The organism is Sphingomonas sp. 2378 (genome assembly GCF_038084995.1).
In the GTDB taxonomy this organism is placed as follows: domain Bacteria; phylum Pseudomonadota; class Alphaproteobacteria; order Sphingomonadales; family Sphingomonadaceae; genus Sphingomonas.
On sequence record NZ_JAXCMJ010000005.1, the window covers coordinates 11,291 to 26,064 of the forward strand.

A 14,774-nucleotide genomic window follows, 5' to 3' on the forward strand; every position below is an offset into this window, starting at 1 on the left:
CTCAATGCATCGCCACGGGGCCGCCCTTGGGCAGCGGGCGGAGGAACAGGACAAGCGGCATCACCATCAGGATGCCGACGCACAGGATGAAGAACAGGTCGTTATAGGTCATGACCAGCGCCTGTTGCCGGATCGTATTGCCGATCATGCGCAGCGCCGCGTCGGCGCTGCCGAACTGCTGGGTCAGCGCGGACAGCCAGTCCTGGGTCGCCCCCGAATTGGCCGACAGCGATTCCTCCAGACGGCGCTCGTGCAGGAAGCTGCGCTGGTCCTGCACGGTCGCGATCCCGGCGAGCGCGAACGACCCGCCCAGATTTCGCGCCGCGCTGAACAGCCCCGCCGCATCCCCGGCCTGCGATGGCGGGACGGAGGAGATCGCGGCCTGGTTCAGGAACAACATGCCCAGGATGGTGCCGACACCACGCAACAACTGGCTGTCGGTGAACGAGCCGCCGGTCGAATCCGCGGTCAGCACGGTGTCGATCCCGGCACTCAGCGCCATGATGCCCAGTCCCAGCCCCACCGCGATGCGGATATCCACTCTCTTGATGAGGATCGGGGTGAAGGGCATCATGATCAGGCTGGGGATACCGCTGAGCAGTACGACCTTGCCTGCCTGATAGGCGTTGTAGCCAGCGATGGAGGCCAGGAACTGCGGGATCACATAGGAGGTGCCATAGAGCACCATGCCCAGCACGATACCCATGATCACCACGCTGCCGAACTGGCGGTCGAGCAGCAGCTTCAGGCGGATGACGGGGCGCGAGGCGACGAATTGCCCGGCGAACAACAGGGCGAAGCCGAAGATCGACAGGATCGTCAGTTCGATGATCTCGCGCGACTCGAACCACTGCTCGCGCTGCCCTTCCTCCAGCACGACGGTCAGACCGCCGAGCCCGAGCGCCAGCCCGGCAATGCCCAGCCAATCGGCCTTGGCCAGTTCGGAGAGATGCGGCTTCTGGTGCGGCAAGCCGACCAGCAACAGCGTGACGAGCACGGCACCGACAGGAATATTGAGGAAGAAGGCATAATGCCAACTGACATTCTCGGTCAGCCAGCCGCCGATCAGCGGCCCCATCACGGGGCCCAGAATGGCGGTCACGCCGAAGAATGCGGTGCCGATCGGCTGCTGCTCGCGCGGCAGTCGGGTGGCGATGATGGTCAACGCGGTCGGAATGAGCGCGCCGCCGGTGATCCCCTGCCCCGCCCGTCCGATGATCATCATCGTCAGGTTGGTCGACAGGCCGCACACCACCGAAAAGCCGGTGAACAGGATCGAGGCGATCAGCAGGAAGGTGCGCAGACCGAGCAACCGCTCCAGCCAGGCCGATAGCGGAATGATGATGATTTCGGCGACCAGATAGGAGGTCGCGATCCACGTCCCCTCGGTCCCGCTGGCACCGATCTCGCCCTGGATGGTCGGCAGCGCCGAGTTGACGATCGAGATGTCGAGCGTCGCCATCAGCGCGCCGATGCTGCCCGCCGCGACGGCGAGCCAGGCGGTCAGGTCCGCCTTGGCCGGAGGGGCGCCCCGCTGGGCGGCGGCGGCGCTCACCGGCGCTGCGCCCCCTCCCGCGCTTCGTTATGCTGGTCCTGCTGCTCGGCGATCCGCTTCAGCGCGCCCTTGGCCGAGCGGGTGTCGACGATCACCTCGACCGACATGCCCGGCACCATCAGCGCGCGGGTCTGCGCATCGGCATCGACCGCGATGCGGACGGGCACGCGCTGCACGATCTTTGTGAAGTTGCCGGTCGCGTTCTGCGGCGGCAGCAGCGAGAATTGCGCGCCGGTCCCCGGTGCCACGCTCTCGACATGGCCCTTGATCTCGACACCCGGCAGTGCGTCCACCTCGATCTTCACCGGCTGGCCGGGACGCATCAGGCCGAGTTGCGTCTCCTTGAAGTTCGCATTGATGTAGAGCTGACTGACCGGCACGATCGACATGGTGCGGGTGCCCGCCTGGACGAACTGGCCGACGCGCACCGTCTTGTTGCCGACGCGGCCCGCGATCGACGCGCGGATGGTCGTCGAGCCCAGATTGACCTCGGCCGCGTCCAACTGCGCCCGTGCGGCCTGGCCTTGCGAGCGGGCCTGCTGCCCTTGCGCATTCAGCGTGCCGATGCGGCGGCGCGCGGCGGACAGCGCGGCATTGGCCGCCGCGACCTTGGCATTGGCCTGGCGCGCCTGGTTCTGAAGCTGCGACAGACGTTCGCGGCTTTCCGCACCCGATGCGGCCAGCGGCGTGTAGCGCGCGACTTCGGCCTGGGCGAAGACGGCATCGCTCTGCGCGGCGCGAAGATCGGCCTCGGCGCGGTCGATCGCGGCCTGCTGTTCCTTGATCTGCGCCTGGACGCCCTCGGCATTGGCCTGCGCCACACCGATCTGGGCCTCGATCTGCGCGGTCTGCGCGCGATAGTCGCGGGTGTCGATCTGGAGCAGCGGCTGGCCCGCCTGCACATTCTGGTTTTCGCCGACGAACACCTTGTCGACATAGCCCGACACCTTGGGCGCGACCGTCACCGCGTCGGCCTGAATGAAGGCGTCGTTGGTCGACTGCATATACTGGCCGACGCTTTTGTAGTTCGCGTACCAGAACACGCCAGCGATCACCGCGACCGCCGCGACGACCAGCAGGATGATGCGAATCCGCCGCTTCTTGGCGGGCGGGACGGGGGTCTTGTCTTCCGCCTCGGCGGCATCCTGCGCGCCGACGTCCTGCCCCTCATTCACGTGATGTGCGTCGGCCATCCAGGCCTCCCTGTCGATGGAATCAATAGAACCTGACGGTGCTTTTGCTCGCACTTGCACAATAAGGCAAGACCATTTATTGAGCTACCTCATAATATGCTCGATCTTGACGCCCTTGCCCTCCGCTACAGTCGTATCTGCCAACGGCTCCATCGCCACCTTGACCGGCGCATGGCGGCGCAGGGGGCATCGCTGGCGCGCGCCAAGCTGCTCTATTTCATCGCGAACAACATGCCGGTGCGCGCGGCGGACGTCGCGGAGTGGTTCAACCTCGCGCCACGCACCGTGACGCAGGCGATCGACACGATGGAGCGCGACGGGCTGGTGGTGCGGGTGGCGGACCCGGCCGACCGGCGGGCCAAGCGGCTGAAGATCACGGAGAGCGGCGAACAGGTCATTCGCCAGACCGAGCCGTTGCGCCGCGAACTCGTCGAACAGGCCTTTTGCCTGCTGACCCCGGACGATACCGCGCAACTGGAGCGCATTCTCGACAAGCTGGAACTGGCGATCGAAACCCGGCTGGAGGGACCGTCCGGCGAAGCGTAGGGCGGGAAGTCCCTCCCCGATCCGGGGCGGAATGCGCTACCGCGGCTCGCCATAGAATTTCAGCGCGGGGGGCGCATGGTCCACCGGCTGACCCGTCGCCACCCGATACGCCGCGCGGACCGCCAAGCCCAGGCTGCCCGGGCGAAAGGGTTTCGCGATGCAGCCGATGACCAGCGGATGCCCGCCACGGTCGGGGCAATTGCCGCTGAGGAACACGCAAGGGATACCGCGATCGGCCAGAAGCTGCGCGGCGGTCAGGCCGCTATCCCCGTCCGCCAGCTTCACGTCGCACAAGGCCAGGTCGGGCCGATCCTGCTCCGCCAGCGCCATGGCGGACGCCACCGTGTCTGCGATACCGATGACGCGGTGACCATGAAGCGTCAGCGCATCCTCGACCAGCATCGCGACCAGCGCTTCGTCTTCGATGATCAGCAGGTTCAGCGGATCGTCGGGCATGCTGTTCCCGTGGGGATCGTCATCAATGCGCGCAACCGTGCCCGTATTCATCGCCGTCATGCGGCATGACCAAGATCAGGCACTCGTCATCCTCGTTCGTCAATGTCGCTCGCAATTGGTGGCAAAGCCGCACGACGAGCCGATTTTGCTCGGCGACGGCCGCGACACGTCCCCATCCGGAGCCCAGAAACGAGATGATCAGCTTTTCGTTCCCGTCGCGGTCCACGGCCTGCAACGTGATCCGGGGCAGCGCCACCCCGCCCTCCAGAAGGGCGTCGAGCAGCAGCGCGGCGGCCACCGCCCGCTCGATCGGTACGGCCAGCGGCAAAGGCGCGTGGATGGTCCCGGCGGGAACATCGCCCCGCAACTGGGTGATGACGTCGCCGAACAGCGCGGGCAGGTCGACCAGCCCCGGATCGGCGGTGGCGTAGAGCGGGCGGTGCGCGCTCGCCAGCACCTGCAACCGCTCCGCCGCACGCGACAGCGCCGTCCGGGCGGTGGGCTCGACCGCCGAACGCACCTCGTGCGATACCAGACCGATCGCGACTTGCAGGGCGTTGCGGACCCGGTGGTTCAATTCGGCCAGCAACCGCGCCTGCGTGTCGATGCCGTGGCGCAACGCCTCCTCGATGCGCAAGCGATGCTGCGCCAGCGCCGCATAATGGCAGAGCAGCAGGAGCAACCGCCGCTCCTCTTCATCGAAGGGCCGCGCGGTGCGTCGCCCAAAGCCCAACGTGCCCAGCACCTCGTCCCCGTGCAGAAGCGGCATGCACAGATAGACCTCGACGCCCAGTGACCGGACATAGCTCGTCCGGGTTTCTGCGTTCCCCTGCACATCGGTCAGGTGCAGCGTCCGCCGCTCGCGCATCACCTGCCCGCAGGCGGAGCTTTCGACATCCAGCATCGCCGCCGCGTGGCGTTCGGCGCGGGTCAGCCCGCCCCATGCCTCCAGCCGGGTCGCGTCACCGTCGCGGCGGAAATGGAAGAAGACGTCGAGTTGCAGCTCGTCACGGATCAAGGCGAAGAGCGAATCGATCATCGCCGCCGGATCGTCGGCGGTCATCAACCGCTCGGTCGCGGCCGCCACCAAGGCCAGATAGCGACGCACATCGACGGGATCGGCGGTCGCCGTCGCGATCGTATCACCGGGCAAGGGCAGTGGCGGGGTCAATGGCGGGGCGAGAACCACACGCTGTAGATAGCGCTCCCGGCCCGCCCCTCCAAGAGGTAAGATGACCCATTAAGGCAAAACAAAAGTCAACTTTTTCAATATTTTAAGTATATTTACACCTGCAACGCTTCGCGTCTTCCCCCTCCTGAGCGGAGAAGGGGGAAGGCGCGATCCCGACCGCGGGGCCGATGAATCAGCGCGCCGTCACCGCCGATTGGTCGAGCGGTACGACGGGCAACCAGACACGGCTGGCATTGGTGCCGCCGCGTTCCAGCGTAATCGTGGCCTTGCGATAGTCGCCGGCCTTGGCGGTGAAGATGTTGGGCACGAAGGTCTGCGGATTGCGGTCATAGAGCGGGAAGAGGCTGGACTGGACCTGGATCATGATCCGGTGCCCCGGCTGGAACACATGGTTCACCGTCGGCAGGCGGAACTTGTACTCCTGCACCTTGCCCGCCGGGATCGCGGTCGGATTGGCGAAGCTGTTGCGATAGCGCCCCCGAAAGATGTCGAGGCTGATCGGCAGTTCATAGCCACTCATCTTGGGATCGATCGCATTTTCCGGCGGCAGGACGTCGATGATCTTCACCACGAAATCGCCGTCCGTTCCGGTCGTCCGGGCGAACAGATCGGCGATCGGCGCGCCGGACACGCGCACCGCCTTGGTCAGAACGGGCGTCGTATAGGTGACGACGTCTGTCCGACCATCGACATGCCGCTGGTCGCTGACCAGCCAGTCACCCCAGCGGCCATCGTCGAAATTGACCGGCCGCGACAGATGCGGGACCGGATTGGCGGGGTCGGAGACATAGGCATCCTGCCCCGCCCCCGGCTTGTCGAAGCTCAGCCCCTTGTTATCCGCCAGATAGAGCGGGGTCAGCGGCGTGGCGCAGCCGGTCTGGCAGGCGAGCGGCCATTGGGTCAGCCTGTCCCAGTGATTCTCACCGGTGTTGTAGATGGCGGCGCTGGGCAGGTTGGCGGGCGGGCCGTCCTTCAGATACTGGTTGAACAGCGGCAGGACCATCTCCGCGCGGAACTGCTTGGCGGTGTCGCCATTCCACTGGAACGGCCCCAGGCTGGTGCCGGTCCGGTTGATCTGGCTGTGCCGCCATGGGCCCATGACCAGGAAATTGTTGCCCAGCTTGCCCTTGGCCTTCAGCGCTTCCCAGGACGTGATCGCGCCGTACATGTCCTCCTGATCCCACAGCCCCTGTTCCCAGAGGGTCGGCACGTTGGAGGGATTGGCCGCCAGCAGCTTGTCGAGCGCCTGGCCCTGCCAGTAGAAATCATAGGAGGGGTGCTGGACGATCCGCTGCCAGAAGGGCAGCTGGTCGTACCCCGACTTCTTGGCCCAGTCGTTGGCGGAACCGGTGCGGAAATTCTCGTAATCGTCATAGCCGCCGCTCGACGGCGCCTTGCCCTCGCCCTTGTAGCCGGTCTGCGACCCGATCCAGCCGATATTGGCGAAGCGGAAGGCACCATAATGCAACCAGTCGTCGCCCATCCAGCCGTCGATCATCGGGCTCTCGGGTGCCGCGACCTTCAGCGCGGGGTGCGGGTTCAGCAGCGCCATGACGACGGTGAAGCCCTCATAGGACGACCCGATCATGCCGACCCGGCCGTTCGACTCAGGCAGGTTCGCCTTGTTCACCAGCCAGTCGATCGTGTCATAGGCATCGGTCGTGTGATCGACCTTGGTCGCGTTGAGCGGACCGATGACCGGACGCGTGACGACATAGTCCCCCTCCGATCCGTATTTGCCGCGAATGTCCTGATAGACGCGGATATAGCCCGCCTTGGTGAATTCCTCATCGGCCAGCGGCAGCGCCTCGATCATCCGGGTGCTGTCCGACCGCTTGGCGCGGCCCGCCGCGTTATAGGGGGTGCGGGTCAGCACGATCGGTGCGTTCACCGCGCCCTTGGGCACGACGATGACGGTGTAGAGCTTGGTCCCGTCGCGCATCGGGATCATCACTTCGCGCTTGTCGTAATCGCGTTCGGCGATGTTGGTCGGCGGCGTGAACCTGGCTGGAATGTCGCTGACCGTGGAGTCGGTCACGACCTTGACCGGGGTGGACGGTTGATCGGCATCCGCGCGCTGCTGCGCCGTGGCGGGTGACAGGATCGCGAGCGCGCTGGCGGCGAGCAAAAGGTTACGCAACGTCATGAAAACGGATCCCCCTCATGGATCGGTTGATGGCCCATCGTGCCTCGATCGATGCGTCAGGGCAACCGGCCGATTTTGGCATTGATACAATGTATCATTGCCGTGGCAAGGCCGTGCGGTGTCCGGTAACGCCCCGACACCATGCTTCCCTTTCGGGATCATGACCCATAGAAAGGTCTGACAAAGGCGCCAGCAAGCCCCCTTCCCATCGGAGAGGAACAAGTCGAGTGACGACAGTGAAGCGACGCGGACCCGCCCATAGCGCCCTGGCGCGGGACATCGGTGTCGCCATCGTGACCGGGCGGATCGCCACCGGATCGACGCTGCCGGGTGAGGTCGAGATCGCCGAGCAGCGCGGCATGTCCCGCTCCGTGGTGCGAGAGGCGCTGCGGATGTTGTCTGCCAAAGGACTGGTGGTCAGCAAGCCCAAGGCGGGGACGCGGGTCCGCGAGCGGCTGGAGTGGAACCTGCTCGACCCCGAATTGCTCGCCTGGATGTTCGAGGGGGAACCACCCGCCGGTTTCGTCCAGAGCCTGTTCCAGCTTCGCCTGATCGTCGAGCCCGCCGCCGCCGAACTCGCCGCCGTCAAGCGCGACACCCGCCAATTGTCGCGCATGGGGGCCGCGCTGGAGGCGATGGGGGAAAACGGCCTCCACACCGAACAGGGCCGCGCCGCCGATCAGCTCTTCCACAACATCATCCTGGAGGCGACCGGCAACGAACTGCTCATCAGCCTGTCGGGCAGCATCGGCGCGGCGGTCCGCTGGACCACGCTCTACAAGCATCGCAGCGCCAAGCTGCCCCGCGACTCCATGCCCGAACATCGCCAGCTCTTCGCCGCCATCGCCGAATCCGACGCCGCCGCCGCGCGGGCCGCGACGATCGTTCTGGTCGACCAGGCGCGGGAGGATACCGAGCGCGCGCTGGCGCGGTGACGGCGCGGGAAAGGACACAGCGGCGGAATCGCGCGCTCAGCCCCCCGCCCGCTCTCCCAATCGCGCATGCCATGCCAGGGCGGCACGCCCGGCCAGGTTGCGCATGTCCTGCAATGACGCCAGATCCGCCTCGCGACGAACGCGCCGGTGCAGCCAGCCGCCGGGATCATGGGCGGCGATCTCCGCCTCCACGCTGGCCCGCCCGGCGGCGGCGCGCGCGGCTTCGATGACCGCGAACGGCCGATCGCTCTCAACCGCCTCGCCATAGCGGCGATTGGCGCGGATGCCGTCCTCGATCCGCTTGGGCAAGGGCGGGCCGAAGTCGCTCCGAAAGGCGAGGACGGCGACCAGCGCGGCCAGGCTGCCCACGACATTGTCGATCATCCGGGCCGACGCGATACCGACGCCCGGATGCAGCATGTCGGTGACCAGCACGAACAGCACCGTCAGGAACATCACGAAAATGGTGTAGTTGACCGAGCGCAGCGCCATGGTGATCGCGGTCAGGGCCACCGCGACCAACGCGGGCACGATCGGACCACCGCCGAGCAGGGGCAGCGCGTGCGCCATCATCCCCCCGATCAGGCTGCCCAGGATACGCTCCAGACAGCGCGCCCATGTCACCCGGACGCCGCCCTGAAGCACGACGATCACCGCCATCGCCGCCCAATAGGGATAGCCCAGCCCGAAGATGATCGCCGCATAATAGACCATGATCAGCCCCCCGGCCTGACGCAGCCCCTGGCGAACCATCGAGACCGGAGAGCCCGTGCCGACCGACGCCGGGGCGACCTCCACGGCGGCGTCCCGCCCCGACAGCAGCGCCAGCGCCGATCCGAACGCCGCCGCGCATCCCTTGAACGGATCGTCGGTCAGGACGCCCCGCACCGCCCGCATCCTCGCGTCGGCCTCCGCCAGCGGAGCCTGGGAGCGGGGTCGCTGGCGAAGGGATAGCCACCAGGCGGACACCGCGTCGCGGCACGCCTGGGCCAGAGCCGTCCGCTCCTCCACCGGCCCGTAACGATCGATACAGGCCTGATCGAGCGCCAGCAGCGCCCCGAACATCGTCTCCGCCGCCGCCAGTTCGCGCCGGGCCATCGCCGCCCGGCCCGGCTCGCTCTCGAAACGGACCAGCACCTCGCGGAACCGCTCGATCGCCAGACGCACCGCACGGCGATGCTCGGCATGATCGCTATGCCACTGCGCGTCGCGGTGCGGACGGTCGCGCAGCCCGGCGAGGTAATCCGCCATGTCGAGCAGCCGCGCGCTCACCGATTGGCCGGCGCGGCGCAGCGGGTCGAACGCATCGATGCGCCAGAGGAGGTTGATTAGTGCATAGCTCCACGCCGCTCCGGCGAAGAACGCCATGGCCAACAGGAACGCGGCATCCAGCCGGTTCGGAAAGCCGACCGCGACCACCGCCACCACGCCCGACAGCGTGCCGACGAGCCCCCCGAACCTCAAACGCCCCGCGCCCAGCGTCACGAGGAAGACCAGGAGCGGGCCGACGATCATGGCCGCATGGGGGGCGATCGACGCCGCCCAGGAGCCGACCAGCACGACCGCCGTTCCCCCGGCCACGAAGACCGCCAGCAAGCGGCGGCGCAGGTGATCCGGCCCCGGCACATCGCACAGGCATGTCCAGAAGGCGGCATAGACCGCCCATCCCCATTCGCTCCGCCCCGTCAGGATCGCCAGAAGCAATGGCAGGGCGACCGCCACCGCCGCGCGATAGCCCTCCGCATGGTTCAGATGTTCGGGGAGAAGGCTGAAAGAGCGCAACTCCAATCGGCGCCCCAGCCTCCGGATCGCCCGTGTCACCCCGTATCGATCGCCCGGAGGCCCCTCGACAAAGCCGCGCTTCGCCACGCAAGTCTCCACCATCCAACACCGCGCAGTATAGCGGCTTAGCGATGTTGATCCATATTGCCGGCGGAGGGCGGCCGGTCCAGTGGATGACCGGCCCCCCGTCAATGGCGCGCTTCGTCGATCAGTTTACCGCCTCGAACACGAACGCCGTCCCCACATAGTCGCCCTTCAGCGGCGCACGCAGCCCTCGGTTCATCCAATAGGCCCCCGACGCCCGCTCCGGCACGCCTGCGGGCCGGGCCGCGCCGTCGAGCATCTTCACCGTATAGACCCGCGCCGGGTCCAGCCCTTGCGCATGGATGGCGGCGGGATTGTCGCGCCACATCGACGAATGCAGCATCTGGAACAGCACGCCCTGCCGCTTGTCGCGACCGACATACATGGTCGCCGCGGTCGCGTTGTCGCCGGTCGGCGATTCCAGCCGATAGAGCGCACCGCGCTGCACCGTCTCGCGGATCGTCTTGTAGGCCGCCACCCATTTGCGCGCGGTGGCGAAGTCGGTGTCGGTCCACTTGTCCAGGTTCGCGCCGATGCCCAGCCCGCCCTGCATCGAGGACAGGAAGCGATAGTCCAGGCTGGTGACGCGGGTGTTCGCCCAATTGGGGCTGTCGGTCACCCAGGCCATCATCACCGCGACGGGATAGGCGCGGGTGAAGCCGTCCTGGATGGTCAACCGGTCGGCGGGGTCGGTATTGTCCGACGGCCAGACCTCATCGGTCAACCCGATGATCCCCAGGTCGACACGGCCACCGCCGCCCGAACATGCCTCGATCTCCAGCCCGGGATGACGCCGCCGCAGTTCGGAGAGGATGTAGTAAAGGTTCCGGACATAATCGACATAGACACGCTGCTGGTCGGCGACCGGCTGCTCGGGCCAGCCCGCCTCGGTCCAGTTGCGGTTATAGTCCCACTTCAGGAACGCGATGTCGTTCTCGCTGACCAGCTTGTCGAGCACGGACAGCAGGTGATCGCGAACATCGGTGCGCGCGAGGTTCAGGACCAACTGGTTGCGCCCCTCGGTCCGGGGCCGGTCGGGAAAATTCAGCACCCAGTCGGGATGCGCGCGGTACAGGTCGCTGTCGACATTGACCATCTCGGGCTCGACCCACAGGCCGAAGTCCATGCCCAAGCCCTTCACCCGGTCGATCAGGGGTTTCAGGCCATTGGGGAACTTGGCCGGGTTGACCGTCCAGTCGCCCAGGCCCGCCTTGTCGCTGTTGCGCGCGCCGAACCAGCCGTCATCGACCACGAAGCGCTCTACGCCGATCTTCGCGGCCTTGTCGGCCAGCGCCATCTGCCCCGCCTCGGTCACGTCGAAGGCGGTCGCCTCCCAGCTATTGTACAGGACCGGGCGTACTCGCGCCCTGTCGCCATGCGGCAGGATATGGGAAACCTCGAACCGGTGGAAGGTCCGCGACGCGCCGCCCAGCCCCTCGCCAGAATAGCCCGCATAGAAGATCGGCGTGTCCAGCGTCTCGCCCGGCTTCAACGTCCAGGAGAAGTCATAGGGGCTATATCCTCCGGCGATCCGAACCCGGCCCAGATTGTCCGATGCCACGCTGATCCGGAACGATCCCGACCAGGCGAGCGCGCCATACCAGACCGGACCGTTCGTCTCGCTGGTCAGCCCTTCCCGACCGATCGCGAACCAGGGATTGTTGCCATGGCCGGTCGATCCGCGACGGCTTTCCAGTACGGTCACGGCGGCCTCGACGGGCACGGTCTTCTGCGTCCATTCGGCGGCGTGGCGGCCGGTCAGATAATGAAGCCGGTAATCGTCCCCCACCGGCAGCGAAAAGACCGCCGCGGCGAGTTGGTCGACCCGCACCGGCCTGGCATCGCCGTTGCGGACCTTGGCGGAGCGCGCGACGATGCCGGTTTCCGGATCGATGGTGTAAGTCAGGGTGACGAACAGCGGTCGCCGGATATCGGCGAGTTCGACGGTCAACGTCTCGCCGCTGGCCTTGTGGCTGCGATATTTCAGGACAAGGTCACGATTGCCATCGGCGAACAGCGCCTTGACGCCCGGTTCGCTGACCAGCCCCTCGCCCTGCCCCGGATATTCCTGAAGCGTCACCGATCCGGCGGGATCGAAGCCCGACAATTCGCCCGGCGCCTTCAGGACGATGGGGTCGCCCGTCTTGACCGGATCGCCGGAAACCAGCGGATCGCCGTCCGCCAGCGCCGAGCCCCAATAGAGCGGCTGGAGATAGCCCTTCTCATCCACCCCCATGGCGTAGGTGACACCGCCGCCGTCGAGGCGAAAGACCCTGGCCCCCGCAGGCGCCGTGACCTTGGCCGAGACCGGCGCGGCCCCCGTAACGGCAACCGCCGCCATGCCCATTCCCGCCCGAACGACGTTCCGCCAGCGCATCCCACTCTCCTGCCCAATCTTCTGCAAAGCTTTGCATTAAGTCTGACATAGCGGCGGGAGGCGGCGCAAGGACTTGTTTTGGCGCGCTCCTGTCAGCCGAGCGGCCAGAGCGTCTTGAGCGGTCGTTCCTGGTCCGCCAAAGCTTCGTCCGGCACCACGGCGCCGTCGGCGACCAGCGCCTTGCCCTGCACGAAGTCGCGCATGGCGTTGACGCAGTCGAGCGCGATCACCCGACCGCCCCGCAGATAGACGACGGAAAAGCTGCGGCCCGCCGGATCGCCGCGCAGGATCGCGCGGTCATGCCCGGCGGACAGGCCGACCGTCTGCAACTTCAAATCATATTGATTGGACCAGAACCAGGGCACCGCGTGATAGGCGACATCCCTGCCCATGATCGTGCGAGCGGCGACCGTTGCCTGGTCATGCGCATTCTGCACTGACTCCAGCCGGATCACCGCGCCATCGGCGAAGGCGTTGGCATGGGCGGCGCAATCGCCGATCGCGAAGACATGCGGCAGGCTGGTCCGCCCCTGCGCATCCACCGTCACGCCATTGTCGCCCTCCGCACCCGCCGCGATCAGCGGCTCGACCGAGGGGATGATGCCGATGCCGACGATCGCCATCTGAGCGGGGAGCACCGAGCCATCGGCCAGGCGCACGCCGGAGATCGCTCTCTCCCCTTCGAGGCAGGCGACACTCTCGTTCAAACGGATCGTCACGCCGTGGGCGCGGTGTTCGGCCTCATAGAAACGGGACAGGGCCTCGCCCGCGACGCGCGCCAGCACGCGGTCCTGTGCCTCGACGATGGTCACCGCCTTGCCGAATTTGGTCAGGACGGCGGCCGCCTCCAGCCCGATATAGCCGCCGCCGACCACCACCACCTCGCGAACATCGGGCAGTTCCGCGATCAGCCGGTCGACATCGGCGCGGCTGCGGACGCTGTGCACGCCCGCCAGGTCATGCCCCTCGCAGGACAGCCGCCGCGCATGGCCGCCCGCCGCCCAGATCAGCGTGCCATATTCGACCAACGCCCCGGCCTCCGTGGTCAGGCAGCGCGCCTCCGCATCGACCGCGACGATCCGCTCCGCCAGACGAAGCGTGACGGCCCGCTCTTCCCAGAAGCGTTCGGGGCGGATCAGGATGCGCTCGAACGCCTTCTCCCCGGCCAGATATTCCTTGGACAGCGGCGGGCGCTCATAGGGCGGATAGGCTTCCTCGCCGATCATCGCGATTGTGCCGTCGAACCCTTCCTGGCGCAACGCGATCGCGGCCTGCACGCCCGCATGGCCGGTGCCGATGATGACGATGTCGTAAGGGGTCGTGGTGGGACTGTCGCTCATCAGCCGTCCCTAGGATGGAAGAAGGGCCGCTGCCAATCTTCATCACCCCATCGCCATGACCCCGTCCCATGACAAAGCATTACGAGTGCGAAAGAGCGTCTTCAATCGCGCCGCGCTTGCCGCTAGGGAAAGAGCAAATCCTCAGGAGACACCATGAGCAAGCTGCACCTCGTGTTCGGTGGCCGCGTCAGCGACCCGCAGACCCTCGATTTCGTCGACCCCGCCGCGCTGGAAGTGGTCGGTATCTTCCCCGACTATGCCAGCGCCGAAAAGGCCTGGCGCGCCGCCGCGCAGCGTACGGTGGACGATGCCGAGATGCGGTTCGTGGTCGTGCACCTGCACCGGTTGCTGGAGCCGACGCTGGGTTGATCCGATTGCCGGGCGAGGTCGGGGGGCGTGGTCCCTTCGGCTTCGCTCGGGTTGAGCGGGCGATCGGGATGGGCCAGCGCGCCATAACCCGCTCGCCCCGCCACCCGCGCTCCGTTCGCACTGAGCGAAGTCGAAGTGCACGGGTATAACCCCGTCCTCAGGCGTTACGATAGCGCCACAACAGCAACGGCTTGGCGAACACCAGCCCGGCGATGAATCCGCCGATATGCGCGGCGACCGCGATCGCGCCCATGCCCATCCCGGCATAGCCGAGCAGCAACTGGATACCGATCCACCCCGCCGCCAACCACAGCACATGCGTCGTCTCGGCGGATAGCCCCGCCACGCCCCTGGTCGCACGCCGCCGCCCGAAAAGCAGAGCATAGGCCCCGACGATCGCCGAGATCGCCCCACTCGCGCCGATCATCGGCATGGGCGAGGCGGGGTCGGGGAAATATTGCGCGATCGCCGCCGCATAGGCCCCGACGACATACAGCACCGCAATGCCCCGCGCGCCGATGGCCCGCTCGGCCTGCGCGCCGCAATAGACCAGCATGACCAGGTTGAACGCGATATGCGCCAGCCCGCCATGGACCAGGGTCGCGGTCAACGGTGTCAACAGGGTCGGCACCGCGAAACCGAAATCGGGGGGCAAGGCCGCCCCCTCGAACCGGAGCGGGATGAACCCCGCCGCGACCGCCGCATCGGGCACCATGCCGCCCGCGATCAGGATCAGCGACACGATCGCCGTGACGGCCGCGATGGCCGTCGTCGCCCGTGCCGCTGTCCAGTTCATCGG

At 66.9% G+C, this 14,774-nt stretch carries 12 protein-coding genes; 3 read left to right on the top strand and 9 right to left on the bottom strand.

Annotated features, from left to right (window positions below):
- Position 1: 1 nt before the first annotated feature.
- Both SM191_RS03990 and SM191_RS03995 read right to left on the bottom strand, forming a co-directional pair.
- A complete protein-coding gene (locus SM191_RS03990) occupies positions 2-1,555 on the bottom strand; it encodes an MDR family MFS transporter (RefSeq protein ID WP_341505086.1) in 1,554 nt (517 codons plus the stop codon).
- Positions 1,552-2,748 carry an HlyD family secretion protein gene (locus SM191_RS03995; protein ID WP_341505087.1) on the bottom strand — a complete coding sequence of 399 codons (1,197 nt, stop codon included), beginning with the start codon at positions 2,746-2,748 and terminating at the stop codon, positions 1,552-1,554. The genes SM191_RS03990 and SM191_RS03995 overlap by 4 nt, the downstream gene beginning before the upstream one ends.
- Positions 2,749-2,844: 96 nt before the next feature.
- On the opposite strand from SM191_RS03995, the gene SM191_RS04000 reads away from it, so the two are divergent.
- Positions 2,845-3,294, top strand: a complete 450-nt coding sequence (locus SM191_RS04000) for a MarR family winged helix-turn-helix transcriptional regulator (RefSeq protein WP_341505088.1) — start codon at positions 2,845-2,847, stop codon at positions 3,292-3,294.
- Between the two features lie 36 nt (positions 3,295-3,330).
- Here the strand turns inward: SM191_RS04000 and SM191_RS04005 are convergent, their stop codons facing one another.
- The 3 genes from SM191_RS04005 to SM191_RS04015 all read right to left on the bottom strand — a co-directional run bounded on the left by SM191_RS04005 (position 3,331) and on the right by SM191_RS04015 (position 7,088).
- Positions 3,331-3,750: a response regulator gene (locus SM191_RS04005; RefSeq protein WP_341505090.1), complete on the bottom strand. Its 420-nt coding sequence runs from the start codon at positions 3,748-3,750 to the stop codon at positions 3,331-3,333.
- Positions 3,751-3,772: 22 nt separating this feature from the next.
- Positions 3,773-4,921 carry a GAF domain-containing protein gene (locus SM191_RS04010; protein WP_341505092.1) on the bottom strand — a complete coding sequence of 383 codons (1,149 nt, stop codon included), beginning with the start codon at positions 4,919-4,921 and terminating at the stop codon, positions 3,773-3,775.
- Positions 4,922-5,114: 193 nt separating this feature from the next.
- Positions 5,115-7,088 carry a CocE/NonD family hydrolase gene (locus SM191_RS04015; protein WP_341505093.1) on the bottom strand — a complete coding sequence of 658 codons (1,974 nt, stop codon included), beginning with the start codon at positions 7,086-7,088 and terminating at the stop codon, positions 5,115-5,117.
- 227 nt (positions 7,089-7,315) lie between these two features.
- Here SM191_RS04015 and SM191_RS04020 point away from each other — a divergent pair, with 227 nt between their 5' ends.
- On the top strand, positions 7,316-8,023 hold the full coding sequence (locus tag SM191_RS04020) for a FadR/GntR family transcriptional regulator (protein WP_267433959.1): 708 nt from the start codon (positions 7,316-7,318) through the stop codon (positions 8,021-8,023).
- A 36-nt stretch (positions 8,024-8,059) separates the two neighbouring features.
- Here SM191_RS04020 and SM191_RS04025 read toward each other — a convergent pair whose 3' ends face one another.
- From SM191_RS04025 to SM191_RS04035, 3 genes are all read right to left on the bottom strand, one after another.
- Positions 8,060-9,805 carry an FUSC family protein gene (locus SM191_RS04025; protein WP_306999667.1) on the bottom strand — a complete coding sequence of 582 codons (1,746 nt, stop codon included), beginning with the start codon at positions 9,803-9,805 and terminating at the stop codon, positions 8,060-8,062.
- Between the two features lie 208 nt (positions 9,806-10,013).
- The gene (locus SM191_RS04030; RefSeq protein ID WP_445949807.1) at positions 10,014-12,125 is read right to left on the bottom strand and encodes an alpha-galactosidase; all 2,112 of its coding nucleotides are present in this window, start codon (positions 12,123-12,125) and stop codon (positions 10,014-10,016) included.
- A 233-nt stretch (positions 12,126-12,358) separates the two neighbouring features.
- Positions 12,359-13,606 (bottom strand): NAD(P)/FAD-dependent oxidoreductase, encoded by a 1,248-nt coding sequence (locus tag SM191_RS04035; RefSeq protein WP_341505097.1) that lies wholly within the window; start codon positions 13,604-13,606, stop codon positions 12,359-12,361.
- Between the two features lie 153 nt (positions 13,607-13,759).
- Here SM191_RS04035 and SM191_RS04040 point away from each other — a divergent pair, with 153 nt between their 5' ends.
- Positions 13,760-13,975 carry a DUF4170 domain-containing protein gene (locus tag SM191_RS04040; RefSeq protein ID WP_267433963.1) on the top strand — a complete coding sequence of 72 codons (216 nt, stop codon included), beginning with the start codon at positions 13,760-13,762 and terminating at the stop codon, positions 13,973-13,975.
- 157 nt (positions 13,976-14,132) lie between these two features.
- On the opposite strand, the gene SM191_RS04045 is transcribed toward SM191_RS04040, so the two are convergent.
- Positions 14,133-14,771: a rhomboid family intramembrane serine protease gene (locus tag SM191_RS04045; protein WP_306999663.1), complete on the bottom strand. Its 639-nt coding sequence runs from the start codon at positions 14,769-14,771 to the stop codon at positions 14,133-14,135.
- Positions 14,772-14,774 lie beyond the last annotated feature (3 nt).